This window comes from Streptomyces sp. NPDC005303, from assembly GCF_040607335.1.
Classification (GTDB): domain Bacteria; phylum Actinomycetota; class Actinomycetes; order Streptomycetales; family Streptomycetaceae; genus Streptomyces.
In genome coordinates this window covers 45,184-70,248 of sequence record NZ_JBEXGM010000036.1, presented here as the reverse complement: position 1 = coordinate 70,248, position 25,065 = coordinate 45,184, and the positions used below count along the sequence as shown (strand labels likewise).

The 25,065-nt window shown below is 69.7% G+C and carries 20 protein-coding genes; 12 read left to right on the top strand and 8 right to left on the bottom strand.

The window, feature by feature from the left end; all coding sequences use genetic code 11:
* The first annotated feature begins 62 nt into the window (after window positions 1–62).
* The 3 genes from ABZT93_RS34305 to ABZT93_RS34295 all read left to right on the top strand — a co-directional run bounded on the left by ABZT93_RS34305 (window position 63) and on the right by ABZT93_RS34295 (window position 2,290).
* Window positions 63–434: a BlaI/MecI/CopY family transcriptional regulator gene (locus ABZT93_RS34305; protein ID WP_356112053.1), complete on the top strand. Its 372-nt coding sequence runs from the start codon at window positions 63–65 to the stop codon at window positions 432–434.
* On the top strand, window positions 431–1,372 hold the full coding sequence (locus ABZT93_RS34300) for a M48 family metalloprotease (RefSeq protein ID WP_356112051.1): 942 nt from the start codon (window positions 431–433) through the stop codon (window positions 1,370–1,372). The genes ABZT93_RS34305 and ABZT93_RS34300 overlap by 4 nt, the downstream gene beginning before the upstream one ends.
* A gap of 117 nt (window positions 1,373–1,489) precedes the next feature.
* On the top strand, window positions 1,490–2,290 hold the full coding sequence (locus ABZT93_RS34295; RefSeq protein WP_356112049.1) for a hypothetical protein: 801 nt from the start codon (window positions 1,490–1,492) through the stop codon (window positions 2,288–2,290).
* A 224-nt stretch (window positions 2,291–2,514) separates the two neighbouring features.
* On the opposite strand, the gene ABZT93_RS34290 is transcribed toward ABZT93_RS34295, so the two are convergent.
* From ABZT93_RS34290 to ABZT93_RS34280, 3 genes are all read right to left on the bottom strand, one after another.
* Window positions 2,515–3,084, bottom strand: coding sequence for a TetR/AcrR family transcriptional regulator (locus ABZT93_RS34290; RefSeq protein WP_356112048.1), 570 nt, complete (start codon window positions 3,082–3,084; stop codon window positions 2,515–2,517).
* A 258-nt stretch (window positions 3,085–3,342) separates the two neighbouring features.
* Window positions 3,343–4,641, bottom strand: a complete 1,299-nt coding sequence (locus tag ABZT93_RS34285) for a DUF3533 domain-containing protein (protein WP_356112046.1) — start codon at window positions 4,639–4,641, stop codon at window positions 3,343–3,345.
* Complete coding sequence (locus tag ABZT93_RS34280) at window positions 4,638–5,834, bottom strand: 4Fe-4S binding protein (RefSeq protein WP_356112044.1); 1,197 nt, start codon at window positions 5,832–5,834, stop codon at window positions 4,638–4,640. The genes ABZT93_RS34285 and ABZT93_RS34280 overlap by 4 nt, the downstream gene beginning before the upstream one ends.
* Window positions 5,835–6,188: 354 nt before the next feature.
* Between ABZT93_RS34280 and ABZT93_RS34275 the strand changes: the two genes are divergently transcribed.
* Both ABZT93_RS34275 and ABZT93_RS34270 read left to right on the top strand, forming a co-directional pair.
* Window positions 6,189–6,455, top strand: coding sequence for a CopG family transcriptional regulator (locus tag ABZT93_RS34275; RefSeq protein WP_356112042.1), 267 nt, complete (start codon window positions 6,189–6,191; stop codon window positions 6,453–6,455).
* The gene (locus ABZT93_RS34270) at window positions 6,452–6,895 is read left to right on the top strand and encodes a PIN domain-containing protein (RefSeq protein ID WP_356112040.1); all 444 of its coding nucleotides are present in this window, start codon (window positions 6,452–6,454) and stop codon (window positions 6,893–6,895) included. The genes ABZT93_RS34275 and ABZT93_RS34270 overlap by 4 nt, the downstream gene beginning before the upstream one ends.
* Window positions 6,896–7,303: 408 nt before the next feature.
* On the opposite strand, the gene ABZT93_RS34265 is transcribed toward ABZT93_RS34270, so the two are convergent.
* Window positions 7,304–7,735: a hypothetical protein gene (locus tag ABZT93_RS34265; protein ID WP_356112038.1), complete on the bottom strand. Its 432-nt coding sequence runs from the start codon at window positions 7,733–7,735 to the stop codon at window positions 7,304–7,306.
* Between the two features lie 242 nt (window positions 7,736–7,977).
* Window positions 7,978–8,262 (bottom strand): hypothetical protein, encoded by a 285-nt coding sequence (locus ABZT93_RS34260; RefSeq protein ID WP_356112036.1) that lies wholly within the window; start codon window positions 8,260–8,262, stop codon window positions 7,978–7,980.
* Window positions 8,263–8,801: 539 nt separating this feature from the next.
* Between ABZT93_RS34260 and ABZT93_RS34255 the strand changes: the two genes are divergently transcribed.
* The 4 genes from ABZT93_RS34255 to ABZT93_RS34240 all read left to right on the top strand — a co-directional run bounded on the left by ABZT93_RS34255 (window position 8,802) and on the right by ABZT93_RS34240 (window position 16,488).
* Complete coding sequence (locus ABZT93_RS34255; protein ID WP_356112034.1) at window positions 8,802–9,512, top strand: hypothetical protein; 711 nt, start codon at window positions 8,802–8,804, stop codon at window positions 9,510–9,512.
* Window positions 9,513–9,591: 79 nt separating this feature from the next.
* On the top strand, window positions 9,592–9,810 hold the full coding sequence (locus ABZT93_RS34250; protein WP_356112032.1) for a hypothetical protein: 219 nt from the start codon (window positions 9,592–9,594) through the stop codon (window positions 9,808–9,810).
* Between the two features lie 385 nt (window positions 9,811–10,195).
* Complete coding sequence (locus ABZT93_RS34245; RefSeq protein WP_356112030.1) at window positions 10,196–16,234, top strand: DNRLRE domain-containing protein; 6,039 nt, start codon at window positions 10,196–10,198, stop codon at window positions 16,232–16,234.
* Window positions 16,231–16,488 (top strand): hypothetical protein, encoded by a 258-nt coding sequence (locus ABZT93_RS34240; RefSeq protein ID WP_356112028.1) that lies wholly within the window; start codon window positions 16,231–16,233, stop codon window positions 16,486–16,488. Before ABZT93_RS34245 ends, ABZT93_RS34240 begins: the two co-directional genes overlap by 4 nt.
* A gap of 1,115 nt (window positions 16,489–17,603) precedes the next feature.
* Here ABZT93_RS34240 and ABZT93_RS34235 read toward each other — a convergent pair.
* Window positions 17,604–18,029, bottom strand: coding sequence for a hypothetical protein (locus ABZT93_RS34235; protein WP_356112026.1), 426 nt, complete (start codon window positions 18,027–18,029; stop codon window positions 17,604–17,606).
* 452 nt (window positions 18,030–18,481) lie between these two features.
* Between ABZT93_RS34235 and ABZT93_RS34230 the strand changes: the two genes are divergently transcribed.
* Window positions 18,482–18,934 carry a hypothetical protein gene (locus ABZT93_RS34230; RefSeq protein ID WP_356112024.1) on the top strand — a complete coding sequence of 151 codons (453 nt, stop codon included), beginning with the start codon at window positions 18,482–18,484 and terminating at the stop codon, window positions 18,932–18,934.
* Between the two features lie 34 nt (window positions 18,935–18,968).
* A complete protein-coding gene (locus ABZT93_RS34225; RefSeq protein WP_356112022.1) occupies window positions 18,969–19,526 on the top strand; it encodes a hypothetical protein in 558 nt (185 codons plus the stop codon).
* A gap of 91 nt (window positions 19,527–19,617) precedes the next feature.
* Here the strand turns inward: ABZT93_RS34225 and ABZT93_RS34220 are convergent, their stop codons facing one another.
* Window positions 19,618–21,456: a serine/threonine-protein kinase gene (locus ABZT93_RS34220; RefSeq protein WP_356112020.1), complete on the bottom strand. Its 1,839-nt coding sequence runs from the start codon at window positions 21,454–21,456 to the stop codon at window positions 19,618–19,620.
* Window positions 21,453–22,871 carry a hypothetical protein gene (locus ABZT93_RS34215; RefSeq protein ID WP_356112018.1) on the bottom strand — a complete coding sequence of 473 codons (1,419 nt, stop codon included), beginning with the start codon at window positions 22,869–22,871 and terminating at the stop codon, window positions 21,453–21,455. The genes ABZT93_RS34220 and ABZT93_RS34215 overlap by 4 nt, the downstream gene beginning before the upstream one ends.
* A 227-nt stretch (window positions 22,872–23,098) precedes the next feature.
* On the opposite strand from ABZT93_RS34215, the gene ABZT93_RS34210 reads away from it, so the two are divergent.
* Entirely contained in the window at window positions 23,099–25,054 is a 1,956-nt protein-coding gene (locus ABZT93_RS34210; protein WP_356112016.1) for a protein kinase, read from the top strand.
* Window positions 25,055–25,065 lie beyond the last annotated feature (11 nt).

Here is a 25,065-nt window from a genome sequence, read left to right as displayed (position 1 = left end):
TGACTACAATCTTGTAGACGGTCTACTGCACTGTAGACGATGGCGGGGTGAGGATCGTTCCCATGACCGACGCGAAGGACGAACGACGGCCGGCCGGTGAGCTCGAAGCCACCGTCATGGCCGCCCTGTGGGCCGCGGGCGTGCCCCGCACACCGGGGCAGGTGCAGGCCGACCTCGCCGTCGACCTGGCCCGCACCACCGTGACGACGATCCTGACCCGCCTGCACGACAAGGGGGTCGTGGACCGTGAGCGGCAGGGGCGCGGCTATGCGTACTTCCCCGTCGAGGACGCCCCCGGCCTCACCGCCCGCCGCATGCACAGCGAACTCGACCGGGACACCGACCGGGAGACGGTCCTGGCCCGCTTCGTCGCCCGGCTGAGCACCGACGACGAGCGGGTCCTGCGCGAACTCCTGGAAGGGGGTGAGCAGTGACCGCTCCGCAACTGGCCCTGCTGCTCGCCCCGCTGTTCCTGCCGTTCGCCGTCCGGACGCTGGCCGGGCGGGCGCTCGACCGCCTCAACCCGGTCGCCGCGCTGTGGACGCTGACCCTCAGCACGCTCGTACTGGCCGCTGCCTCGGTGTCCGCGCTGGGGGCGCTGGTGCTGACGGGCCTGCTCAAAGTGCCCCTCTTCGCCGCGTTCGGCGAACTCGTCCGTCCCCTGCCCACACCGCCCGACACCCTCGTCCTGCCCGTGGCCGCGGCCGCCACGGGAGTGCTCACCGTGAGCGCCTGGACCCTGCTGCGCTCGGCCGTGCGCCAGTTCCAGGCCTTCCGCTCCGCCCGCAGACAGGCGGATCTGAGCCCCGCCGCGGGAGACCTGTGCGTCGTCGACTCGCCCCACCCGGACGCGTACGCCCTGCCCGGCCGGCCGCATCGCATCGTCGTCACCACCGCGATGCTCCGCAGCCTCGGCCCCGCCGAGCGTGAAGCCCTCTTCGCCCACGAACGCGCCCACAACGCGGGCGGCCACCACCGCTTCCTGCTCGCCGCGGAACTCGCCGCGCACTGCCACCCCGGCCTGCGCCGCCTGCGCGACACCGTCCGACTCGCCGCGGAACGCGCCGCCGACGAGGCCGCCGCGACCGCCGTCGGCGACCGCCACCTGACCGCGCGTGCGATCGCCCGCGCCGCCCTCGCCGGCCACGCCTCGCACTCCACCCGCCCGGACTTCGCCGCCGCCGCGACCACCGGCCCCGTGCCGCGGCGTGTCGCGGCTCTCCTCGCGCCTCCCGCGCGGCGCTCCCGTACGGCCTCCTGGATCGCCCTGCTCCTCGCCGCCTGCACGGCGTTCTCGGCCTGCGCCGCGGCGGCCGGCGTGGTGACCTTCCACCACGAGGTGGAGGTGGCGCAGGGCGAGGAGTCGCGCTGACTCCGGCCCTCACCTCCCGGAACGCGGTCACCCAAAGGAAACTTACCCACCAGAAGCACAAAAACTATGGCAAAGCGGGCTGGGGCAGAGGCCGTTGACCGTGCCATCGTGCGGGCCATGACGACACCGCACCTCCTCGACGGCCTGGACGACAGGTCCCGCCACCCCCTGCGCCCGATGGCGAACAAGGTGCCCGAAGTGACGGTCCTCTTCTGGCTCATCAAGGTGCTGACCACCGGCATGGGCGAGACGGCGTCCGATCTCCTGGCCCGGGTGCTCGGCCCGATACCGGCGGTCGCCGCCGGCGGAATCGCCCTGGTGGCCTCCCTGGCCGTCCAGTTGACCGTCCGTCGCCACATCGCCTGGGTCTACTGGACCACCGTCGTCATGGTCAGCGTCTTCGGCACGATGGCGGCCGACGTCCTCCACGTCGGCCTCGGCGTCCCCTACGCGGTCTCGACCCCCGCGTTCCTCGTCGTCCTGGCCGCCGTCTTCGTCCTCTGGTACGCGAGCGAGCGCACCCTGTCCATCCACAGCATCCGCACCCGCCGACGCGAGACGTTCTACTGGGCGGCCGTCCTCGCCACGTTCGCCCTCGGCACCGCGGCGGGCGACCTCACCGCCACCACCGGCCTCGGCTACCTGGGTTCGGTCCTCCTCTTCGCGGCGGCGATCTGCGTGCCCGCGCCGGCCCACCGCTTCAGCGGTCTCGACGCGGTGCCCGCCTTCTGGGCCGCGTACGTCATCACCCGCCCCCTCGGCGCCTCGCTCGCCGACTGGATGGCGGTGAACGGCTCCCGCGGCGGTCTCGCACTGGGGCTGGAGCCGGTCACGCTGGCGTGGACCCTCGCCATCCTGGGCCTTGTGGCCTACCTGGCCGCAGTACAGCGTGAGGGGCGTGGCCGGGCAGCCGCCTGATCGGGCGTCATGCGGTGGGTGAGGACCGTCCGAGGAGGGTCTCCGAATCCTGGGCCTGGTGGCCTGAAGACCGTCCGAGGAGGGTCTCCGGCCGGTCGGTGACGCGGTACCCGCCGCCTGCGCGCCGGTGTCCTCGGTGCTCCGCGATGTCGTGCCCCGCGACGGCGCGAGGGCGACTCGGCCCAGGTCGGGGGAGGCTGTCCGCGCGGCGGCCGGGCGATGCCTCAGCGCATGTGTGCCGCGTCCAGCAGGGTGACCACCGTCGGTGCCACGAGCCCCGTCAGTGTGTCCGCTCCGATTCCGGCCCGTGCGCTGGCGCCGTCGAAGACCAGGCTGAGCTGCCGGGCCAGCAGATCGGGATCGCTCGCCCCGCCCTGCTCGGCCTCGCCGCGGAAGAAGCCGGTCAGGTTCTCCTTGACCCGACGGGCCACCTGGCTCGCGGGGTGGTTCTCGTCCTTGAGCTCGATCTGCGCGGCCAGGTAGGGGCAGCCGTGGAACTCGGGCGCAACCGACTGCGACTCCACCTGTCCGAAGACGTGCAGGATCCGCTCGCGCGGCGAACGGTCGTCGTCCGGTGCGGGCAGGAGTGCCGCCACATAGGTGGTGGTGCGCTGCTCCAGGCTCGCCGCGAGCAGTTCGTCCTTGCTCTCGAACAGCTGGTACATGGAGCGCTTCGACACCCCCGCCGCCTTGCACAGCGCCTCCACGCCGATGTTGACGCCGTCGCGGTAGGTCAGCGTGGCCGCCGCGTTCAGCAGCCGCTCTCGGGAACTGGGCTTCGCCTCGGTGGTCATACTGAGAGGTTAACTCCATTCCGACGGAATGGAAACTGATCGGTTTCCCGGGGAGTGTCCGGGCGGGGGCTCGGCGACGGCCCGGGGGAAAGGCCGTCGCCGAGCCGGGGTGGTATGCGCGCCTGTCGTCCCCGGCAGGGCGACACACACCGGGACAACTCCGAGCAGTGGCCCCGTCCTGGGTGATGCGGGGGTGATACGGGGGTGATGCGCGGGTGGCGCGGGAGTGATGCAGGGGTGATGCGGAGACGCCTTCCGCTACGCCGGAGCCGCGCTCTTCCCGGGCGTCGTCTCCGACGGGACGCGGTGCAGTCCCTTGCGGTCGTACCAGCCCAGCACGCCGAAGCCGAACAGTGCCGCGGCCACGAGGGCGGCCGCCATCATGACCCAGCCCCGCGTCAGACCCGCGTCGCCCTGGGCGTCGTAATAGAGGATCGAGCGGATGCCGCCGGTGATCTGCCGCAGGGGCTCGAACTCCGCGAGGAAGCGGTAGAAGCCGGGCAGTGCCTCGATGGGGGTGGTGGCCCCGGCCGTCGGCACCGCCATCCCGATGAAGACCAACGTGACCACCAGCATGCCGGGCGTGCCGAAGACCGCGAGGAGGGTGAGCGCGCCGATCCCGGCGACCGCGACGGCGCACACCGAGTACAGCCACAGCAGCGGCAGGTGAGAGGCGTCCATGCCCATGATGCCGACCGCGCCCACCATGACCAGGGTGCCCATCACCAGGGACAGCCCGGCCATGAGGGTGCTGCTGATGGTGAGGGTCTGGACCCGGGTCGCCCGGATCAGCGGGCGGGTCAGGCGCAGGGGGCCCATGTCGTTGTGGGTGTAGCCGAGGGCGTGGTCGACCTGGCCGCTGATGACGTTGGCGGAGAGCATGCCGACGACCACGAGGGTGAGCGCGTAGTAGAACGCCGTCAGGCCCAGGCCGCTGTGCGAGTCGAGGGGGTGGCCGTCCTCGACCGTGACGGCGGCCGGGTCGGCGAGCAGGAGGCGTGCCGCGGCGGGCAGCTTCGTCTGCTGGGCGCCGACTTGCGCGGTCAGTTCCCTGCCCAGCTGGAGCGAGGCGTTCTCGGCAGCCGTCGTCGTCGCCGTCCGGGCCAGGCCGGAGCCGATGCTGCCGGCGGACTGGTTGGTCAGCACCGTCAGAGCCGGGCGGGCCGGGGCCCCGGCGGGCGCGGTGCCGGTGAGGGCGGTGGTGGCGGAGGTGAAGTCGGCGGGCACGATGAGCGCGCCGAACAGCTTGCCCTTGCCGAGTTCCTCCTTCATCTCCTTCTCGTCCATCACCTTCCAGTCGATCTTGCCCCGGCCTGCGGTGGACTTCCTGATCGACTGGGTGATCCGCTTCCCGAGGTTGATCTGCTTGCCGTCGACGGCGGCTCCCTTGTCGGCGTTGACCAGACCGACGGGCAGGTTCTTCAGGTGGCCGGCCGGGTCGATGTTGGCGCCGACGTAGAACACGGCGAACAGCAGCGCGAGGACGCCCGTGATGACGCCGTTGGCGATCCACAGCGGCTTGGCCCGCAGGACGCGGAAGGGGTGAATGCCACTCATGACGTACGTTTCTCTCGCTCGGGGGACGCGGAACGTTTCGCCGGGGGCTGCCAGCCGCCGGTGACTTCCTTGACCGGCTTGTGGGGGAAGCGGCGCCGGGCGTACTCCTGCGCGTGGGAGCCCGGCAGGACGTAGAGGGTTTCCTTCTTGTCCTGGAGCGGTCGCAGGACGGTGTCCATGAAGGACTTGCGGTCGTCCAGGTAGGGGCCGAGGACGTCCTCGCCCGCGGGGCAGACGGCGAGGCAGTAGCCGGACTTGTAGCCGGGCGGCGAGGACAGGCTCTGCCACATGGAGGCACTCTCGGAATCGCTCACCCGGGAGCGGTAGTCGGCGGCGTCCTCGCTGTCGGCCACGGTCTGCGCCCAGTCGGTGAACCCGCTCATGAACTCGCGGTAGTTGTGCGTGGTGCAGGCCAGCGCGTCGAAGGCGCCGTCCTTGGTGATGGCACCGACCGGGCAGGCGGCGACGCACAACTTGCAGTCGATGCAGGGGTTGTAGTCCAGTGCTCGCCCGTACTCGCTCACCTCCGCGTCCACCAGGACGGTGACCAGCAGCACGAAGCTGCCGAACCTCGGGTGGATGACGTTGCGATGCAGGCCCATCACACCGAGCCCGGCGGCCACCGCGACCGTCTTGTGCGCCACCACCCAGATCCGCTCCCTGGGGAAACGGTCCATCTCCTGCGGGAAGCCGACCGACGGATTGAGCGCGCGATAGCCCGCGTCCTGCAAGGCCCGGGTGACCGTGCGGGCGGCGTGGTTGGCCTGTTCGTCGGCCTGGTGGAACTCCTGGTTGGCCACACTGCGAGCCGGGGAGCGGCAGTTGTCGCGGTTCATCCGGACCGTCATCGCGATCAGGGTGCGGGTGCCGGGCAGCGCGGACCGTACGTGTTCGCGCTCGCCTGCCAGGTCGGGGTGGTCCAGGCTCACCGCTGCCGCGTCGTCCGCACCGGCGGCCAGGCACAGCTCGCGCAGCCACTCCGCGTCGATCACCACGGGCGGGCGCACCGCGTCGGCTGCCTCGCGCCGGGCGAGTACGGCCTGTACGGAGGGGTGGCGGCCAGCTTCGCCGGGATGCGGGGACCCGACGGTCGTCCCCGTCCTACGGCGTCGCGCTCGGCGGTCATCCGTGCTCCTGGTGATTCGGGTCGTGGCTCGCCCGTCCGCGCGCAGCGAGAAACCGATCAGTTTCACCACCGTAAACTGATCGGTTTTCGTGCGCAAGTCCCCGTCGGTGGGAGATCGAGGTGAGGAGCGGATGGCCGGGGGCTGCCTCCGTATGGCTCCGCGCCACACACGGCTTAGGGCCCGCGGCCCACCGGTCGGGTTCCGTTGGAGTACCCGTGCGTCAGCGGCACCCCGCTTGCAGGGTCAGCCGGCATGTCCGCGGCCACCGGGACCGACTTATCGACATCCTGGCGCCGCTGCCGCTGCCGCTGCCGCTGCCGCTGCCGCTGCCGCTGCCGCTGCCGCTGCCGCCGCCCAAGCTGAGCCTCGCCGCACGGTGTGCCGGATACATCAATCAGGTACATGTACTACCCTTGGTACATGTCCATGAAGCGCACGAACGTCTACGCGGACCCCGAAGACCTGGCGATCATCAAGGAGGCCGCCAAGCGCCGAGGTATCAGCGAGGCCGAGATCATCCGCCAGGGCATCCACCTCGCGGCCATGGCGAACAGGGTCTGGGACGAGCCGCTGTTTTCGCGCACCTTCGAGGGGCCGGGGCGCACGCTGCCCAAGTCGGAGGTCCGCGACACGGTCGCCGAGGCCGTCCGGCGTGAGAGCGACCCCGGTTCCGGATCCGCCGCGTGATCATTGTCATCGCCGACACGTCCGGCCTTCTGGCAGCCCTGGACTCGGCTCATCCGGAACACCAGGCGGTGAACGAGGCGATCATGGCGGCCGGTCTGCTGGTCATGTCCCCGCTCCTGCTGTCCGAACTGGATCACGTGGCGACGCGTGAGCTCGGCAGGGAGGCCGCCCTCAGCGCGGTCGACGACCTGCGGCGCTGGATGAGCCGGGGTCGTGTCGTCCTGCCGGAGATCACGGAGGACCACCTGGGCGCCGCCCAGTCCGTCCGGGTCCGCTACCGCACGCTGGACCTCGACCTCGCCGACGCGGCGAACGTGGCGCTGGCCGCCGACTACGACACGGACGCGATCCTCACCCTGGACCGACGAGACTTCCGGGCCGTACGCCCGCTGGGCCGCCACAAGGCGTTCCGAGTACTCCCTGACGACCTCCCGCTCTGACTCAGGCCCCAAAGCGGTCAAGTGCCTACTTCCGGAAGGGGTTTGTTGAACGGTCGATACGTGGCAGAGTCGGGCTCGGTCGCTTTCCTCGTGGTTTCCCGTGGTTGAAAGACGTCGGCGGTCCCGTCTTGCGCCGACGCCGATGCCGGCGTTCTGACAGCTCCCCTGTCACGACGGATGCGGCGGCCATGCCGGCGCATGTCGGCCAGCTCTTGAGGTCATCGATGACCATGCCGAAGAGCCGGAAAGTCAAAGTTGTCAGACCCCACCAAACAACAAACCCGCCTATGGTGCCGATCCATGCGCCTCTGCCGTTCACGGGAGGAAGGGTAACTGTCGCGGCGAGGCAGGTTGCCTTGCTTCTTCGGCTGGCGTCTCCTGACATCACTTGACCCGCCTCCGAGACTGTCACCGGCGAGTCGGCCGACGCTTGCGCGGCTGTAGCCAGTTGCGCAGTGCCGCGATGTTGCGGTTCTTGGATGCCGCGATCCCTGCGGTTTCGTGAGGGCCACGATGGAGTACCCACAGAGGTGACCAGCGCCTGCGCCCACTCGGATCCGTCCAGCGGACAGCGGGGAAGTCGGTGATCTCCGTGATGCTGCTTCGGGGGATGGTTCGCGTCCGCAGGTAGCCGCGTACTGTCAGCTCGGTGTTCTCGCAGGTGACGCAGAGCCGGTACCCCCGGACAGCGATGATCACCGAGGCGGAGAGGACCACGCAGGCCGACAGGCGCGGGAACGCGGCGGTGGTCTGGGCTGCGTAGAGGATGGTCACGGCGGCTGGAAGCGCACCCAAGCCGCTGTTGGCTACGCGGCCCCGTCTCGATGGCGCCAGCTCCATGACGGCTCCCTTCGCTGCCGGAGAACGAGTGTATGAAGTCGCGTTCTGCGCGGGGTCGCCGGCGCCGGTTTGGTGGTGATGGGGTGCTGGGCCCCCTACAGAGGCATTGACCTGCGTTCGTGCTCGGCCAGTCGTGGGAGCGGCCACCGCCTTCGGTCTCGTCTGCACGACCGTGAACGGGGCTGAATGAGACGGAAACTGGGACGGGCCTCGCTGTGTTGACCTGGAGCGCGGCCAACGGGCTACAGACCGCGCAGCGCCTCGTACAGGTTGCCGTAAGCGCTCCAGCAGTCGACACTGCCATCGTCGTTCAGGCTACCCATGTACCAGTCCTCATCGCTGACCGGCTTCACCAGACACAGCCCGTGGAACCCCAAGATGATCTCGGGGTGGAGCCGTTCGTCTTCACCCGGCCGGCCCACCCAGGTCACGACGCGATCGGTGTCGAGAGCCACGGACTCCTGATCGCCGGATACCTCACGGATCTTCTCCAGAGTCCACCCTGCCGGTATCTGCCCGTCTGCCATCCCATGATGATGACAGTCAGCGCAGCAGCCGAGGCGAGGCCCGAATGCCTTCCCGGAGCACCGCTTCAGGACTTCGACCAAGCCCGCTTCTCCTGGGCCCGGGCCGTTGTCAGTGCCACTTGCTAGTTTGCCTAGTGGAGTGAGACCGGTCAGAGAACCTTCGAGGTCCGCGGTCAAGGGGGGTGGGCATAAAGGTCCCCGGGAGCCACCTCGGGACTATGTTGCAGGCCATAGATCCCCACCCCCCTAATCCTCTGATGCCAAGCAAGAGCCTGCTCGGTCAATGGCTTGTTGCTGGGCCCTTCGTCCTTCCAGCACGCGCGCCAGCCGCCACCTGGTACGGCGGCTGCGACCTGGTCGGCTTGAAGTACCGCATGCGGTCATCGTCCATGACGAGGGCCGGCTCCGACGGGGAAGTGACCACTTCGGTCCTTGGCGGGCTCTCAGCTCGGGCGAATGGCACGACTCCCGGTCCTTTGCTGTCAGTGCCCGCGGCTATGGTGCGTCCGCCACCAAGGGCAATGTTCTGGGGAGGGGCTGTGGGAGCGAAGACGGGACTGCTGGTGTATGCCGACGGTGACGTGCCGGGGTTGCTGCGACAAGTAGGGGTGGCGGATTTGGATCGGACGGTCACCATGATGCGGCGGCTCTACCCCGGCTGTGAGATCGAAGTGTGCGAGGGCTCGAACCTCTGGGACGGCGTGTATCCCCAGAAGGGGACGGCGTACGCAGCCAGTTGGCCAGGCGTGGATGTCATCGGCGATCAGAGGGTGATGATCGACGTCCCCTCCCAGCTCCCGGAACACCTCGTGGCGGCAAGCGTCGGCCGGCGGCTCGTCCTGCACGCCATGCACAGCGTCGTCGACTGGCTGGCCTTCGCCATGTGGGAGGACGGACATCTCGTCCGCTCCCTGAGCCTGTCCCCGGACAGCGGCATCATCGAGAACATCGGGGAGCCGCTCTCCTTTGAACGGCCCTACTGGTCCGGAGACCGACCGGCCGACATCGTCCCCTGGCCCGGTGAGGAGGCAGAGCCGTACGCCTTGCCCTTTCACCCTTTGGAACTGGCCGAAGACGCGTTGCGGGCGCTCTGCGGGTTCATCCAGGAGGGCCGTCCCCAGCCTGATGACGTCGACGCAGACGCCATCGATCTGTACGGCTTCCATGTGCGGGACCCACACGGGCCTGATCCAGCAGAGCAGGAAGCGGAGCCACGCAGAGCGGTGGAAGCCTTGGAGCCGCCGCGCTAACTTGCGTGGGGGTGCTGCTTTGGGTTGCTGCGGCTCTGACCAGCCTTGATAATCCGCAGACGTTCACGGCCGTCCGCTGGTGTTCGTCGGCGTTGTAACGCAGCTCGGCGAGCAGGTGGCGGTCCTGGCACTGACCGCCTTGCAGCCCAGGTTGTCGTGGTATCCGATATCTGTGGTGGTGGCCCTGCTCCCGATGACGGCCTTGGTCGAGTTGATCCCAGGGCTGTCCATGGCGGTGAGCACGACGACGCTCCTCTTCTTCTGCGTCGTGCCGACGAAACGGACCTGCCGCCGTTGACCGGCACATTTGTGATTTTCAGATCTCCGTCTCCGGTGGCGGCCCCGGCGGCCCGGAGCGGACGCGAAAGTGCGCTGCCGCTCTAACGACCCGTCATGTACGTACACCAGTAGACAGTTTCAATCAGCGAAGTGACTCACAGTCAGAAAAGCGGACGCTTCCATTACGGTTCCGTTGCGAAATCCTGATCCCGGAACCGAGTTTTGTGTGACAAAAAAGCGCACCCCGTGATGGTCCTATGTATGCATTAATCGGGCATCCAATCCCTTTGAATCGGTCACCTCGGGCTCATATTTGAACCCCCTGTGAAGGTCGTGTGACTTCTCTGTTGATACACCTCTCCTTCCTGCCTCCTGATTTTCGGGGGCCTGTCACGGAGAGTGAATTGAGAAAGCAAGGGGTGGGGGCACCTTCCGGGGTGCCGGTGGCCGTGCGGCCGCAGAGCCGGTCGCAGCGGTTCAGAGCCGCGGCCGTAGCGGTGTCGCTCGCGCTCGTCACACAGGCCGCGCTGGTCGCGGCTGGGACGGGCCAGGCGACGGCCGACGTCACGTCGGGCGTGGGGGCGTCCGTCGCGAGCGGTGAGAGGAGCGGGCCGGCGCAGGCGGCGGACGAGGCTTCCGCACGACTGATGGCGCGGCTCCAGGACCGGAAGATCGAGATCCTTTCCGAGCGCACGGAGGCCTCGACGACGTGGGCGAACCCGGACGGCTCGCTGACCACGGAGGCGTTCTCCGGGCCGGTGCGCGTCCAGGACGCCGACGACGACTGGCACGACATCGACACCACCCTCGCGGACACGGGCTCGGCCGTGACGCCGAAGGTGACCGCTGCGGAGGTCACGCTCTCCGACGGCGGGGCGGGGACACTCGCCTCGGTCCAGCAGGGCAAGCACCAGTTCGCGATGGGCTGGTCCACCAGCCTGCCCGCGCCGACCCTGAAGGGCGACACCGCCACCTACGCGCTGGGCGACGGCGCCGATCTCACGGTGCAGGCGCTGCCGCAGGGCTTCGAGCAGTCGGTCGTCCTCAGCGAGCGCCCCGAGGACGGGGTGTCGTACCGCATCCCCCTCGACCTGAAGGGGCTGCAGCTCTCCAAGGCCGACAACGGCCACCTGTTCCTGAAGTCCGCCGACGGTGACGTGGTCGCCGAGGCGTCCGCCCCGACGATGTGGGGCGCCGACAAGGACAAGGCGTCCGGCGACCCGGCGCACATCGCCGAGGTGGACACCGCGATCGAGCACGACGCCGACGGCGCCACCGTCCTGGTGCTCAAGCCGGACGCGGAGTTCCTGGCCGACCCGGACGTGTCGTACCCCGTGACGGTGGACCCGGTCTCCACGCTCGCGGCCTCGACGGACACCTGGGTGGCGACCAACTACCCCGACTCCCAGCGCGGTTCGACCGAGCTGAAGGCCGGCACGTACGACGCGGGCACCACGGTGGCTCGCAGCTATGTGAAGTTCGACGTGTCCCGGTTCAAGGGCAAGCACATCACCGACACCAACCTGGCCCTGTACTCGAACTACTCCTCGACCTGTGCCACCACGGGCGCGGGCGTGCAGGTCCGCCGGATCACCGCCGACTGGGACCCCGACACGGTGACCTGGGGCGCCCAGCCCGCGACCACTACAACCGACGCCAAGACGAACACGGCCGCGCTCGGCTACAGCTCGTCCTGCCCGTCCGGGTACATGAACTTCGACGTCGACGGGATCGTGCAGGCGTGGGCCGACGGCTCGGCCAACTATGGCGTACAGGTCCGCGGCGCGAGCGAGACGGACTCGCTCACCTGGCGCCGGTTCCGCTCGGCGAACTACGCCTCCGGTGACGAGACCTCCGAGCCGCATCTGACGGTTACATACAACTCCTACGGCACCACCTCCGCCCTCGCGGTCTCCCCGTCGACGGTCAACGCCTACAACGGCTCCCGTTACGTCACCTCGCTCACCCCGCTGCTGAGCGCCAAGGTGACGGACGCCGACGGCAGCACCGTCAAGGCGCAGTTCGAGGTGACCCCGAACCCGGCCAACAACGACGCCGGCACCTACACGTACACCGGCACCAGCGCGGGCGTGGCCTCCGGCGCCACCGCCAAGCTCACCGTTCCGGCGGCCGGCGCCTTCCCGGCCGGCTCCCATCTGAGGGTGCGTGTGCGCGCCTACGACGGCACCGACTACGGCACCTGGTCGGCGTACACGAACTTCACCCTCAACACGGCCAAGCCCGTCGCACCGGCCGTCACGTGCGCTCCGTACGCCAAGGACGTCTGGACCGACAAGGCGGACGCGGGGGCGACCTGTGTGCTGGACACCTCGTCGACCGACGGGCAGGGCTACTACTGGGGGCTCGACGATCCCAACGCACCCCAGCGGATCGACGACACGACCAACGGCACGGGCGGTGACCCGCTGTCCGTCACCGTCAAGCCCGCCGCGGGCTGGCACACGCTGTACGCCAAGACCGTCGACTCCGGCGGAAACATCTCCGCCGACATGACGTCGTACGCCTTCGGTGTCGGCGGTGCCGCGCTGCTGACGCCGGCTCAGGGGGACCGGCCGAACTCGGCCGTCTCGCTGACCTCGCGCGGCGGCAGCGGCAGCACCGGGGTGACCTATCAGTACCGCCGTGGCGAGACGGACACCTGGCAGGACGTCCCGGTCGCCGATGTCGCCAAGACCGCCGACGGCTCGGCGGTGGCCGCCTGGCCGCTGACGATGACCGGCGTGACCCCGGCCGGCCTCACCTGGAACATCACCAAGACCCTGACGGCCGACGGTCCGGTCGACCTGCGTGCCAAGTTCACCGGCAGCGCCACCGTGTACTCCCCGGTCAACACCGTCACCGTGGACCGCTGGGGCAGTGCCGACCTGACCGAGGACATCGCGCCGGGCGGCGTGAACGCCGTCACCGGCGACCAGACCTTCAGCGCAACCGACGCCGGCGCCTTCGGCCTGAGCGCCACCCGCACGGCCTCTTCCCGCCGCCCCGACCTGGGCAAGGAGCAGGACGGTCAGGCACCGGTCTACGGTCCCCAGTGGAGCGCGGGCTTCACCGCCGACCGCACCGGCACCAGCTGGGTGTACCTCGCCAAGACGTCCGCCACCTCGGTGGCCGCCGTACGCGCGGACGGTTCGGCCGCCGGCTTCACCGCCACCACCGCGGGCGGCTGGACCGCCGAGCCGGGTGCGCAGGGCCTGACCCTGACCGGGTCGCTCACCACGAGCTTCACGCTGAAGCACACCGACGGCTCGGTGACGAAGTTCGGCAAGGTCTCGTCCGACGCGACCGCCTGGCAGGTGACGTCCACGGCGCTGCCGACCGACAACTCGACCACCACGTACGTCTGGGAGAAGACCACGGCGGCCGGCAACACCGCCGCGCGCCCGAAGTACCTGATCGCCCCCACCACCGCCGTCTCCGTCGGCACCTGCCAGGCCACCCCGGCCACCAAGGGCTGCCGGATGCTGGAGTACGTCTACGCCGACACCACCACGGCGGCGAGCGGCACCCTCGGTGACGTCGCCGGCCAGGTGAAGCAGATCAGGCTCTGGGCCACCGACCCGGGCGGCGGCCAGGCCACCGCCACCGCGGTCGCCGCATACGCCTACGACAGCGACGGCCGTCTGCGCGAGGCTTGGGACCCGCGGATCTCTCCTGCGCTGAAGACGGAGTACACGTACACCAGCGGCGGCCGGATAGCCACCCTCACCCCGCCCGGCGAACTGCCGTGGACCTACACCTACGGCCAGGTCGGCACCGCCGCTCCGGCCGGCTCGGGCATGCTGCTCTCGGTCTCGCGGCCGACGCTGAAGCCGGGCAGCACCACCGAGACCGACGGCACCGCGGTCACCAAGGTCGTCTACAACGTGGCCGTCACCGGCAGCCACGCCCCCTACGACCTGTCCGCGTCCGGCGTGGCCGCGTGGGGTCAGAACCAGCTCCCGGTCCGGGGCACCGCGGTGTTCCCGGCCGACGCCGCCGGGCAGGCGCCCACGTCCAACGACGGCGCGAACGCCGCGAGCGGTGACTTCACCCGCGCGACCGTCGGCTACTTCACGGCGTCCGGCCGAGAGGTCGACACAGCCGAGCCGGGCGGTCACATCGCGACCACCGAGTACGGCGAGAACGGCGAGGTGGTGCGCGAACTCACCGCCGCCAACCGCGAACTGGCTCTCGCCGGCAGCGGCGACGGTCTCGACCGGCTCACCGTCCTCGGCATCGGCGGCCTGTCCACGGCCGACCGGGCCCAGCAGCTGTCCACCGTGTCGACCTACTCCGCCGACGGCTCGCTGCTCGACGAGTACGGCCCGCTGCACCTGGTGACCCTCCAGAACGCGCTGAAGGCGGGCACCGGCGGCACCGATCTGGCCGCGGGCTCCCAGGTCTCCGCACGTCAGCACATCGCCAACAGCTATGACGAGGGCCGTCCGACCGACGGCACCGCGACCGTGTCTCGGAAGCTCACCACCACGGTCACCAGCGGATACGTCGACGGCTACCCGGCCGGTGCCGACGCCCGTACGACGAAGACGGGCTACGACTGGGTCAAGGGCCTGTCCACCAAGGAGACCGAGGACCCGAGCGGCAAGAACGTCAGCCGCACCACGGGCTACGACGTCCAGGGCCGGGTGATCTCGGAGTCCGAGCCGCTGTCGAGCGGTTCGGACGCGGGTACGACGACCCGCCGCTACTGGACCGCGACCGGTTCGGGCGTCTGCCAGGGCCGCCCCGAATGGGCCGACCTGCTCTGCTCGTCCGGCCCCGCCGACGCCGGCAGCACCACGACCGTCGAGTACGACCGTCTGGGCCAGACGGCGAAGACCGTCGTCACCGGCGGCTCCGAGACCCGCACCATCACGGTCACCGCCGACGACGCCGGCCGGGCCCTGAAGACGGTCGTCACCGGAAACGGCGACCAGACGGTGCCGGCCGTCATCCGGACCTACGACCCGTCCGACGGCAAGCCGGCCACGGTCGTCTCCGACAGCGGCACGCTCACCTACACCCGCGACAAGCTGGGCCGCCAGACCGCGGTCAAGGACGAGACGGGCAACACGACGGCCACCCAGTACGACAACCTGGATCGTCCGGTCAAGGTCACCGACTCGGTGCCGTCGGCGACGACGTACACCTACGACAGCGCCAAGGACGCCCGCGGACTGGCGACCGCCGTCACCGACTCCGTGGCCGGTCAGGTCGGCGCGGTCTACGACGCCGACGGCTCGATCGCGAGCGAGCAGCTGCCGGGCGGCGTCACCGTCGCCTGGGACCGCGACACGGCCGGCAACACGGTGTCCAAGACCTACACCAACGGCTCGGGTGTGGTGGCGTTCGCCGACAACGCCGACGTCAACATCCACGACCAGAACGCCGGCCGCAGCCAGACGAAGGGATCCACGGTCAGCGCCGACTACAGCTTCGACGCCCTCGGCCGCTCGGCCGCCATGCACTCGGGCAACTGGTTCCGGTGCGTCGACGAGTCCTATGACTACGACGACAACAGCAGCCTGAAGAAGGTCACCACCGCGTCCGGCTCCTGCCTGTCCACGGAGCGGACAACCACGACCACGACCCGCACCTATGACAGCGCGGGCCGCGCCACCGGCACCGGCTACGCCTACGACGCCCTGGGCCGCTCCACCGCCCTCGCGGATGGCACGTCCTTCGCCTACTTCGCGGACAACACCGTCTACCGGCGTACCGTCGCCAACAGTCGGCAGACCTTCACCTACGACGCCGCCGCCCGGGCCTCCTCCGTACAGCAGGAGACCCTGAAGGACGGCGCGTGGACGGCGGGTGCCACCACGAAGTACCACTACGACGGCCAGAGCGGCCAGATCGCCTGGGAGGAGAACACCTCCGTCACCCGGCACGTCAGGGACCTCACCCAGGAGTCCCTGGCCACCACCTCGGCCGACGGCGCGGTGGTCCTGTCCCTGAACGACCTCGACGGCGTGGCCGCCGTACAGCTGCCGCTCGACGCGTCGCAGCCGCCGGTGGTCGATGGCGGGTCCGGTGACGACCTGAGCGTCTCACCGATGACCGCGGTGAGCGGCACCCCCATCAGCACCTTCGAGTACGCCGTCGGCGGGGCCACCATCAGGATCCCCACCGGCTGTTTCTGGAGCCAGCTGATCAAGGGCAGCGGCCGGAAGATCACCCACCAGGACGGAAGCGCCGACTGCTATCCGCCCGCCTCGATCTACACCAAGTTCTGCAACTGGCGTGTCGACTTCCACTACGCCGACACCAACGGGCACACATACTCGATCAACAAGGGAGCCATGCACAACACCTGCGCCTACGGCGACCTGATCCGCAAGCGGGAGACGGACCACACCCTGCCGCACTACGGAAAGGCGTGCGCGCACCTGTTCGTCGCGGGCAAGCGGAGGGAAGTGACATGCATCAACATCATCAGGTGAGCGACGACGAAGGCCGCGGCGAGTCCGCCGGTCCGGACAGCGTGCCGTCCTGGATGCTCCCGCTGGAGATCGCCGTGTTCGTCGCCGTCACGATGGCCGTGACCGCGCTCGTCCTGGCCGGCATCCAACTGGTGAAGTCCCCGGTGGTGATCGGTACGACGTACACCGCCCTCCTCCTCGCAGCGGCCGGGGCCGTCGGTGTCGCCGCCGCGACATACACCCGCAGGCGCCTGCTGCGCCGCCGGCGCCCCTGAAGCACCGGTATACAAGGGGCCGGAACCGTCAGGTTCCGGCCCCTTGGCGTCTCCGCCGCAGGCGTCGGCTACCCAGAGTGGCGCATACGGCTCCGAGGGAGCCCGTGATGGTGCCGTCGAGTTCGAGGTCTGCGACGGAGCAGCCGCTCGACTCCCAGGCCGCGACCTCGGGCTGCTCGCATCTCTCGGTCTGGTACCAGCAGCCGCTGCAGGTCAGGAGCAGCTCTCCGGTGGACCGTCGGTTCAGATATAGCCGTGGTAGGAGCCGTACCGGTAACGCCCCTGCCGAAGAGGTGCCGGCCTCGGACGGAGCCGGAGACCGTCTGACTGGCTGCCCCCTAAGGGAATACGTCTTCGTCCGCGAGGAACGCCCGGTCTCCGGCGCCCAGTTGCGCCTCACCGGGGCCGATAGAAATATCAGTCCTCGACGAACAGAAAGGGCCCATCTCGGTGATTGTCACTTGTCGAGCTTCACAGGCCGTCGTCAGTTCAGTGTGATGTGCGTCTTCTGTGGATGATCAGGTACACAGCTCTGGCGATGACTGACGCGGCGGCCAGGACGGCGATCGCCTTGATGATGAGTCCGATGCCAGAGGTCACGGCAGCCACAGCCAGCACTGCAGCCAGGAATGCCGTTATCCATGGGTACTTTGTCCAGGGGACCGTCGTCGCGGAATGGGTTGTCCATTGTCATCTCCTCGCACATAAGGGTGACGTGCATCGAGAATCATCCCCAGCCGACCTTGTAGGTGCCGGCGGGGTCGTAGACTCGCACGCCCATGAGGATCGCGTCCGTTGCCGGTTGGCGGCCGCAGCTTGGGAAGCGACGGCGCTTGCCGGGCCGGATGGCTTCTGACCTGGTCATATGCGATCTGGCGTGGCGCCCGCGAGCGCGGGATCGCACTGCTGTTGACCGTGGTTACCGCTCTTAAGGGCACGCTATGGGCACGCCGTCGACTCCGAGACGTCGAGAGCCCTTCGAGGTGGCCGGCGAGCGGCCGAGCAGGGGAAGCGGGCGCCGGCCGGAAGGATGCCGTTGCGGGAGCACATCAGGGCAGTCATGACTCAGATGCGGTAGGCGCCCGCCGGTACGCCATGGGTGACGCCGTACGGAGTCAGGGCGATGACGCCGGTGCCGCGTGACGGCGTGTCGGCAGTGACGTCGAGAGACTCGCGGAGCCAAGTGAGCGGGCGATGTCCGGGGCGAGGTCGTGAGTGGTCCACCGCCACGCGTCCTCGTCGTCCTCGCTCTCGCGCGCAGGGTCCCAGTCGGGGTGCAGACCCAGTTCCGTACGGCGTGTTCGTTCGTACCGCAGCGGCTCGCCGAGGGTCAGCAACTCGTCCTCCGCCTCGCCGGTTTCGCCGTAACGCCGGATCAGCGTGCCGTGCTCGGCAACGAGCCAGGCTGAGCCGTCCCCCTGGCCGCCGTAGTAGTACGTCTGGGCCCGGCCGTAACGGGCACTGAGCTCGGTGCACAGACGCAGCATGTCCTCGCGGCGCTCCTGGCCGTGCGGGTCGCACCAGGCGCCGGGGCGGAGCACAAGTCCGACTTTTTGGCGGGGGCGTCCCTCCCGGGGACTCCCGCTGACCGGAGTCGCTTCGTGACGGGGCTCGCCCGTCACTGCGTGGGAACGGCCCGCCAAAGGAGGGCACCAGGCGCCACTCGGGAGAGGCCGCGGTCCCCGGGCATCGGTTGTGTTCCTGCTCGGATACGGCCGGACAGACAGCGAGGCCATGGCGCAGCAACTGGGGCTACTGGAGCGGATCGGGGACCGGTGGGTGATCGGGAACCCGGAGAGCAGGGAGGGCCCGCAAGCGCGCGGGACCGGTCCCGGACGCTCCTCCTAGCATCGGACATCAGCTGCGGGCAGCACCCACGACCGGCCTCACCGGAGTCAAGTGCCTCGCGTACAACCAACGATTCGGGTCCGGTACGCGCAAGCCCGGTCGTCATTACAGATGCAGTGTGTGCCGGAGATACCTGTGAAGGGGTATGACCATGGGGCAGGTACGCGAGGGTGCACGGTTGGCGGCTTGGGCCGTCAGCGGGGTCATCGGCCTGGCGGTGTTGTACGTGATCGGGGTGTTCGTCTTCGGCGGTGCGGAGTGGATCACCGCCCCGTTCCGCGGTGAGGCGGACAAGCGCGAGAACTCCGTCGGCTCGGGCGAGTTCCGTCAGACCACGTACGAGGAGTTCTTCGATCTGTGCGAGGCCGTGCAGAACGCCGAAGGGACTATCCAGGCGCTCCGGGAGGAGCGGGAGGTCGCTTCGGAGACTCGCACGACGCAGATCGACCAGTCGATCACCGCGCTGAAGGCCACGCGGATCGAGTCGGTCAATACCTACAACTCGAAGGCCGCCCAGGAGCACCGCGCACCCTTCCGCGACAAGGATCTGCCGTACCGGCTGGATGCCGGCGCCGAGCGCACGACGTGCACCAACTGATCCCCATCTCATCCCGGGAAGAGGGCAGCACCGCATGAAGAAGTTCGCACGCATGGCCCTGGCCACCGTTGTCGCGCTCGTTGTGGGCCTTGCTCTGACGTCCTGCACCAGCGACTCCGGCCAGGACAAGGAGAACAAGGCCAAGCAGGACAACTACGACCGTCTCGTGGCCCAGCAGCCGGCGGGCCGCATGGAGTACTCGCCGACCCGCGAAGCGATCAACCAGTGGATCAGGACGTGGGGGAAGCGGGGCAAACTCTCGTACGTCTACATCCAGAACGCCAATGGCGAGTACGGGTACTTCATCATGAAGGGCCTGCCGGTGCCGCGCTGCAAGATGCTCACTCCGACGGAGAGGGTGGAGTCCTCCTCCAACGGTGTCGCAGTCCTCGCGCAGCCCGGCATGGACGGCACGTATTCGTCGGGTTCCACCTGCAACGCCTACTACGGTTTCGATGCCACGACGGGCGTGTACATGGAGTTCACGGTCGGCACGAACCAGTCGTTCTTCCTGTTCGACAAGCCCATGACGATGCCGGAGTACGCCAGTGCCAAGCAATTGGGGCCGACCTCGGTGAAGGATGTCGGGTAGCAACCTCGGGCAGTCGGGGGCCGGTTGGAAGAGTTCCGGCCCCCGTGTCCCGTCAAGCGGCGTCGATGGCGCCGGTGTTCTTGGGGGCAAGTCAGTACGCCGACTTCAGCGTTCCGCCGGGGAGTTTCTTCCCGTCCGCCCGGCCCACGCCGCACAGCACCCACCGGAACCCGGCGTCCCACTCCTCGTCCGAGGAGTACCAGCCCCACATCTCGTGTCCCTGGCCACGGGCCCAGTTGACGCCGTACTTCTCGTCGCAGAGGTTTCCCGCGTCGACACTGTCCGCCGAGCCGTCGCCCGAGGCCCGGCTCCAGCCCACCATCTGCTGCTCGTGCGGTCCGCCGCAGTTCACCAGGGTCTTGGTGTACGTGTCGTCCTCGTCCTTCCGCGTGTCGATGCAGTCCCCCGGGCCCAGCTGCGTGACGTACACCTCGTTGCCGAACTTGCGGAAGTCGCCGAGCGGGCCGCCTGCGGTGGCGTTCTTCAGGAAGAGCAGGCAGGCCGAGGACGGCGGCTCGCTCTGCCCGGTCCCGGGCGTGAGGACGTACAGCACCGGGTCGGCCATGGTCGCCCGCAGCTTGGCGGTGCGCCGGGTGCACTCGTCCCGCACCGCCCGCGCGCCGTCGGCTGCGACGGTCGTGATGACCTGGCCGTCGGGATTGTCGTCGTAGCAGTCGACGAGCTTCACCTTGGGCAGCCCCTTGAGCTTCCCGTCCTTCCAGTCGGCGTCGACGCACTGTCCCGGTGTGAGCTCCTCGCGCAGCCCCGCCTGCCGGCCGTACGGGTATGCGTTTCGGGTCACGGTCGGTGAAGGGCTCGGGGCCACCTTCGTACCGACCTCCGGCCCCTTCACCCCAGCCTTCTCCACCGGGTACGTGGCGGCGCCCAGCGCGAATCCGCCGGCCCCCACCAGCACGGCAACGAGCGTCAGCAGTACCGACGTTCGCCGGCCGGGCGCCCGGCGAGCGGCGGCCGAGGTGCGCCCGGAGCCGGTAGCGGCGGCGGAACCGGCGCTGGAACCGGTCCTCTCCCGGGCAGCTCCGGGAAGCGCGGGCAGCGGCGTACGAGGGGTCCCGGTTCCCCCGGCCTCCGCGAGCAGCTCACGCGCTCGCTCCACCCGCATACGCTCCGCCGGATCCTTGGCCAGCAGCCCCATGATCACGCGGCTCAGCGGGTCGCTCGCCCGCTGCGGTACGGCGGGTTCCGCGGTCAGCGCCGCCATGAGGGAGGCGTCGAGCGTGTCCCGCTCGAAGGGGGAGGCGCCCTCGACGGCGAAGTAGAGAGTGGCACCGATCGAGAACAGGTCGGTCGCTTCCGTCGCTTCGCCGCCGGACAGCCGTTCCGGCGCCAGGTAGCCCGGGGTGCCCACGACCATGCCGCTCCGGGTGACCCGGGTTTCCCGGGGCCACAGCGAGATGCCGTAGTCCGTGAGCAGGACCCGTCGATCGGCGGCGCCGGACGGGTCCGGCGCCAACAGGACGTTGGAGGGCTTCACGTCCCGGTGGATGATGCCGAGCCGGTGCCCGGCGGAGAGCGCGTCGAGGGTGGCCGCCCCGATCCGGGCCACCTCCTCGCTCGGCAGCGGCCCGCGGTCCTCCACCACGGCCCGCAGATCCCGGGTGCCGGGCAGGTACTCCATCACGATCCACGGGCGGTCGTCGTCCTCCACCACGTCGTACACCGTGATCACGTTCGGGTGCTCGCGCAGCTGCGCCGCCTTCAGCGCCTCCCTGCGCCCGCGGTGGACGGGGTCGTCGCCGGGTCCGTCCGACTCGTGCCGAACGGCGATCTCCTTGACCGCGACCCGGACCTGGAGGTCCTCGTCCTCGGCCAGCCACACGTGTCCGCCACCGCCGGAGCCCAGCCGCTCCTGGAGCCGGTACCGTCCGGCGATGACCCCGCCGACGCCACGGTCCGCGCCGCCGCTCACCGGACGACCAGCGGGCGGAAGGCGGACCGCACGTCGGACTTGGACGCGTCGACGTACATCGAACCCGTGCCCTCCGGGGCGTAGATGGTCGAGGGGCAGCTCGTGCCGTTGATCTGGATCTTGCGGTCGGCGACCGGCTTGCCGGTGCGCAGCTCGTAGACCTTCACCGGGATCTCGATCTTGGTGAAACTCTTGTAGGAGATGGCGCCGGAGGACTTGCTCCGGTACGGGCAGGTCTCGACGGAGGGCCCGGAGGCGGCCTCGCCCATGCAGACCACAAGCACCGTGTCGGTGGCGTCGCCCGCCTTCCAGGAGCCGGGGAGCTGGTCCGAGTAATCGGTGCCATACAGGTCGGAGGCGTAGAACAGTGCGCGGTTGGTGCCCTTCCCCATGGGCTTGGCGCCGCTGTACTTCGCGGGGCGTGAGCAGTACTCGGGCTGTGTGCCGGTCCCTCCGGAGAGCAGGCTGCGGACGTTTGCCAACTCGATGCTCAGCGTGGCCTTCCTGGCTCCCTTCCGGGCCCGGTCCGCGAGGCCGCTGCCGGGATACCGGTCGAGCAGCCGCTCGTAGTACGTGCGCGCCTCCTCCCAACTGTCGTCCGCCAGGAGGTCGTCACCGCATCCGACGAGTGCCGTGGGCGCGGTCAGCGCGGCCGTGTCGGCGGCACGGTCCAGTACGTCGTGGCTCCGCCCCCGGTCGCGGAGCCAGTCGGTGACGGCGGCGGTGTCGCAGGGGTCCTTGGCGGGCAGCCTGCCGAGGAATCCGTTCAAGGTCGCTTCGACCGTCTTCTCGTTGCCGCCCTTTGCCAGCACCGAGGCGAGTGTGCCGAAGCCGTCCGCCAGGGCCTCGGTGTCCCCGGTCAGCGCCGTGCTCAGCTCGGCCCCTGCCGTCCGCAGCCGGTCGCACGCCGCTACGGCCTCGTCACCGCGGGCGGTGAGCGGGGCGTCGGCGACGCGGTGCCCGAACCACACCCTGCCCTGGGCGGTCGACACCCGTGCGCAGTCGCCGCTTTCGCGTGCCTCGGTGACGCTCCGACCGATCCTGAACGCGTCGAAGCGCAACAGCCCCACCACCAGCAGCAACGGCAGCGTGATGCCGAGCGCGACCAGGCGCTGTCTGCGCGCCGTGCCCCGGCCACCGCCTCCGCGCGCCAGGAACCACCCGTGGCCGACCACGGCCGCCCACCACACGAGCACGGCCACCTCGTACGACGGCGAGGCGGTCGTGACGAGCCTGAGGACGAGTACGGCGCTGCCGGCCACGGCGGCGAGGGCGAGCCGGCGTCGCCGCAGCATCAGATAGCCGACGCCGAGCAGCGAGGCATTGCCCAGGGCGACGGCCACCGGGTCGGGTGCCCTGGGCTCGTCGGGCGCGGCACTCGGCAGGGTGGGTAGGGCGTACGTCGGGTCGCTCATCCTGATCTCCCCTGATCTCGCCTGGTCTCGGTCACGAACAGGTCCGGTGCCCGCATGGTGCGGCGCCGTTCCCGGGAGGGGTCCCGGGGCGGACCGTGAACCGGCCGTGCTGTGGGGGTTCTGGGCGGGTCCGCGCGAAGTCCGGTGAAAGAGATCACTGCCAGGTGCGGGCTGAGTACACTCCGTCGTCTGGCAGGACCATTGGCGGTGGGGCGAGGGGCGGGGCGGTGGTGGTGACGCCGGAGGCCGGGGACAAGATCGCCGGCCGGTACCTCTTGCAGGAGCCCATCGGCAGAGGCGGGATGGGCGTCGTCTGGCTGGCCTGGGACGAGCGGCTCGAACGGCGGGTCGCGGTCAAGTGCGCACGCCTGGACGACGATCGGGCCACGCGACGGCTCATGGTCGAGGCGCGCAACGCCGGGCGGCTGCACCACCCGAACATCGTGGGCGTCTTCGACTTCGTCGACGAGGGCGCCACCTGCTGGATCATCATGGAGTACGTCCCCTCGCGCAGCCTCGCGCAGATCCTGACGGAGAGCGGTCCGCTCACGCCCGAGGCGGCCGGGTCGATCGGCTGCCAGATCGCGGCCGCGCTGGCGAAGTCCCACCACGAGGGCGTGGTGCACGGCGATGTGACACCGGAGAACATCCTCGTCACCGACGAAGGCGTCGCGAGACTGACCGACTTCGGGATCTCGCGGGCCCTGTGGAGCGACGTCACACAGAGCGGGACGAGCAGTGTGCCCGGCAAACCGCCGTATCTGGCCCCGGAGTTGGCCAAGGGGCTGCCCGCGGGCGAGAAGTCCGACGTGTTCTCCCTGGGCGCCTCCCTGTTCATGGCGGTCGAGGGCCGGTCGCCGTACGGCGAGGTCGAACATCCCATGGCCTACCTGGCCCGGGCCGTCGAGGGACACATCGAGCCCGCGCACCGGGCCGGCCCGCTGGAGGGGCCGCTCACCGCCCTGCTGGAGGTGGAGCCCCGGCGCCGGCCCGACGCCGCCAAGGCGCAGAGGCTGCTGACGCGCGCCGCGCCACCGCCCCCGCACATAGCGGAGCAGTTGCACGACAGCCATATGCGGGACTTCACGTCCCCGACCCTCCGGCTGCGGCGACTCGTCCGCCGAGCGCAGGACTCCACGCCCTTCGCGCCGCAGCCGCAACAGCCTTTGCCGCGACGCCGGTTGGCCATCACAGCGGTGGCGCTGGCCGCGGCGGCCGCGATCACGGCCGGGCTGGTTGTCTTCGGCCCGTGGGCCTCGAAGGACGAAGGAGACGAGGGCGGCCGTAAGGGCGCGACCGACGCGAAACCCTCGGCCACGGCGCCGGTCGGTGCCATCGGCGACGAGCGTACGGCGGACCCTTGCGGGCTGCTCGACGCCGCCTCGCTGAGCCGCTTCGGCGGTACCCTACTCGACCCGGACTACGGGGAGTTCGATCGCTGTGACGTCCTGGTGCGCAACAACAGCGGTGACGACAACGCGGACGTCCAGGTCAACCTCGACTCGGACCGGGACGACTTCGACGACATCGAATCCACCCACCTCGCCGGCGGCCTCACGGTCGTGACCCTCAAACGGGACGGAAAGGCCTGCGAGCGGGCCGTCCTGACCGCCGACGGCAAGCAGATCCGCGTGATCGGGAAACAGCTCGGCGCCGTGGCGCCGGACCCGTGCCAGATGGCCGACGCCGCCACCGACCGCGTGGTCGGCGTGTTGGCCGACGGCCCGGTGCCCCGGCGTTCGTCGTCGCCGGCCGCGAACTCCCTGGCCCAGCTGGACACCTGCACCCTGCTCGACGCCACCGCGCTCAAGCGGCTGCCCGGCGTCGACGCGGACAACAGGGACCGCGGCTTCGGTTCCTGGAGTTGCGACTGGTCCAGCGACGACGGCAAGCGCGAGGTCGAGATCCAGTTCAGCAGGGACAACTCGCTGGACGCCGACGACGGAACAGCGGTGGACGTCGCCGGGACGCGGAGCTACTACGTGGCGGACGAGGCCGAGGACGACAGCTGCACCGTACGGACACCGCACCGTACGTACACGGACTCCGTCGGCGACCGCACGACCGAACTGGTCCAGCTGACCGTGTACGCCCCACAGCCGGACCGGCAACTGTGCGACAGCGCGACGGAGTTCGCGGCCGTCGTCCTTCGGAACATCGCGAAGCGACTGCCGGAGGCGTGACATGACGGAGT

What these genes read in the sequence shown, in the direction of transcription:
- ABZT93_RS34305 (WP_356112053.1), top strand. Translation starts at nt 63, where the DNA reads ATGACCGACGCGAAGGACGAACGACGGCCGGCCGGTGAGCTCGAAGCC.
- ABZT93_RS34295 (WP_356112049.1), top strand. Translation starts at nt 1,490, where the DNA reads ATGACGACACCGCACCTCCTCGACGGCCTGGACGACAGGTCCCGCCAC.
- ABZT93_RS34290 (WP_356112048.1), bottom strand. Translation starts at nt 3,084, where the DNA reads ATGACCACCGAGGCGAAGCCCAGTTCCCGAGAGCGGCTGCTGAACGCG.
- ABZT93_RS34285 (WP_356112046.1), bottom strand. Translation starts at nt 4,641, where the DNA reads ATGAGTGGCATTCACCCCTTCCGCGTCCTGCGGGCCAAGCCGCTGTGG.
- ABZT93_RS34275 (WP_356112042.1), top strand. Translation starts at nt 6,189, where the DNA reads ATGTCCATGAAGCGCACGAACGTCTACGCGGACCCCGAAGACCTGGCG.
- ABZT93_RS34265 (WP_356112038.1), bottom strand. Translation starts at nt 7,735, where the DNA reads ATGGAGCTGGCGCCATCGAGACGGGGCCGCGTAGCCAACAGCGGCTTG.
- ABZT93_RS34260 (WP_356112036.1), bottom strand. Translation starts at nt 8,262, where the DNA reads ATGGCAGACGGGCAGATACCGGCAGGGTGGACTCTGGAGAAGATCCGT.
- ABZT93_RS34230 (WP_356112024.1), top strand. Translation starts at nt 18,482, where the DNA reads ATGACCATGGGGCAGGTACGCGAGGGTGCACGGTTGGCGGCTTGGGCC.
- ABZT93_RS34225 (WP_356112022.1), top strand. Translation starts at nt 18,969, where the DNA reads ATGAAGAAGTTCGCACGCATGGCCCTGGCCACCGTTGTCGCGCTCGTT.
- ABZT93_RS34215 (WP_356112018.1), bottom strand. Translation starts at nt 22,871, where the DNA reads ATGAGCGACCCGACGTACGCCCTACCCACCCTGCCGAGTGCCGCGCCC.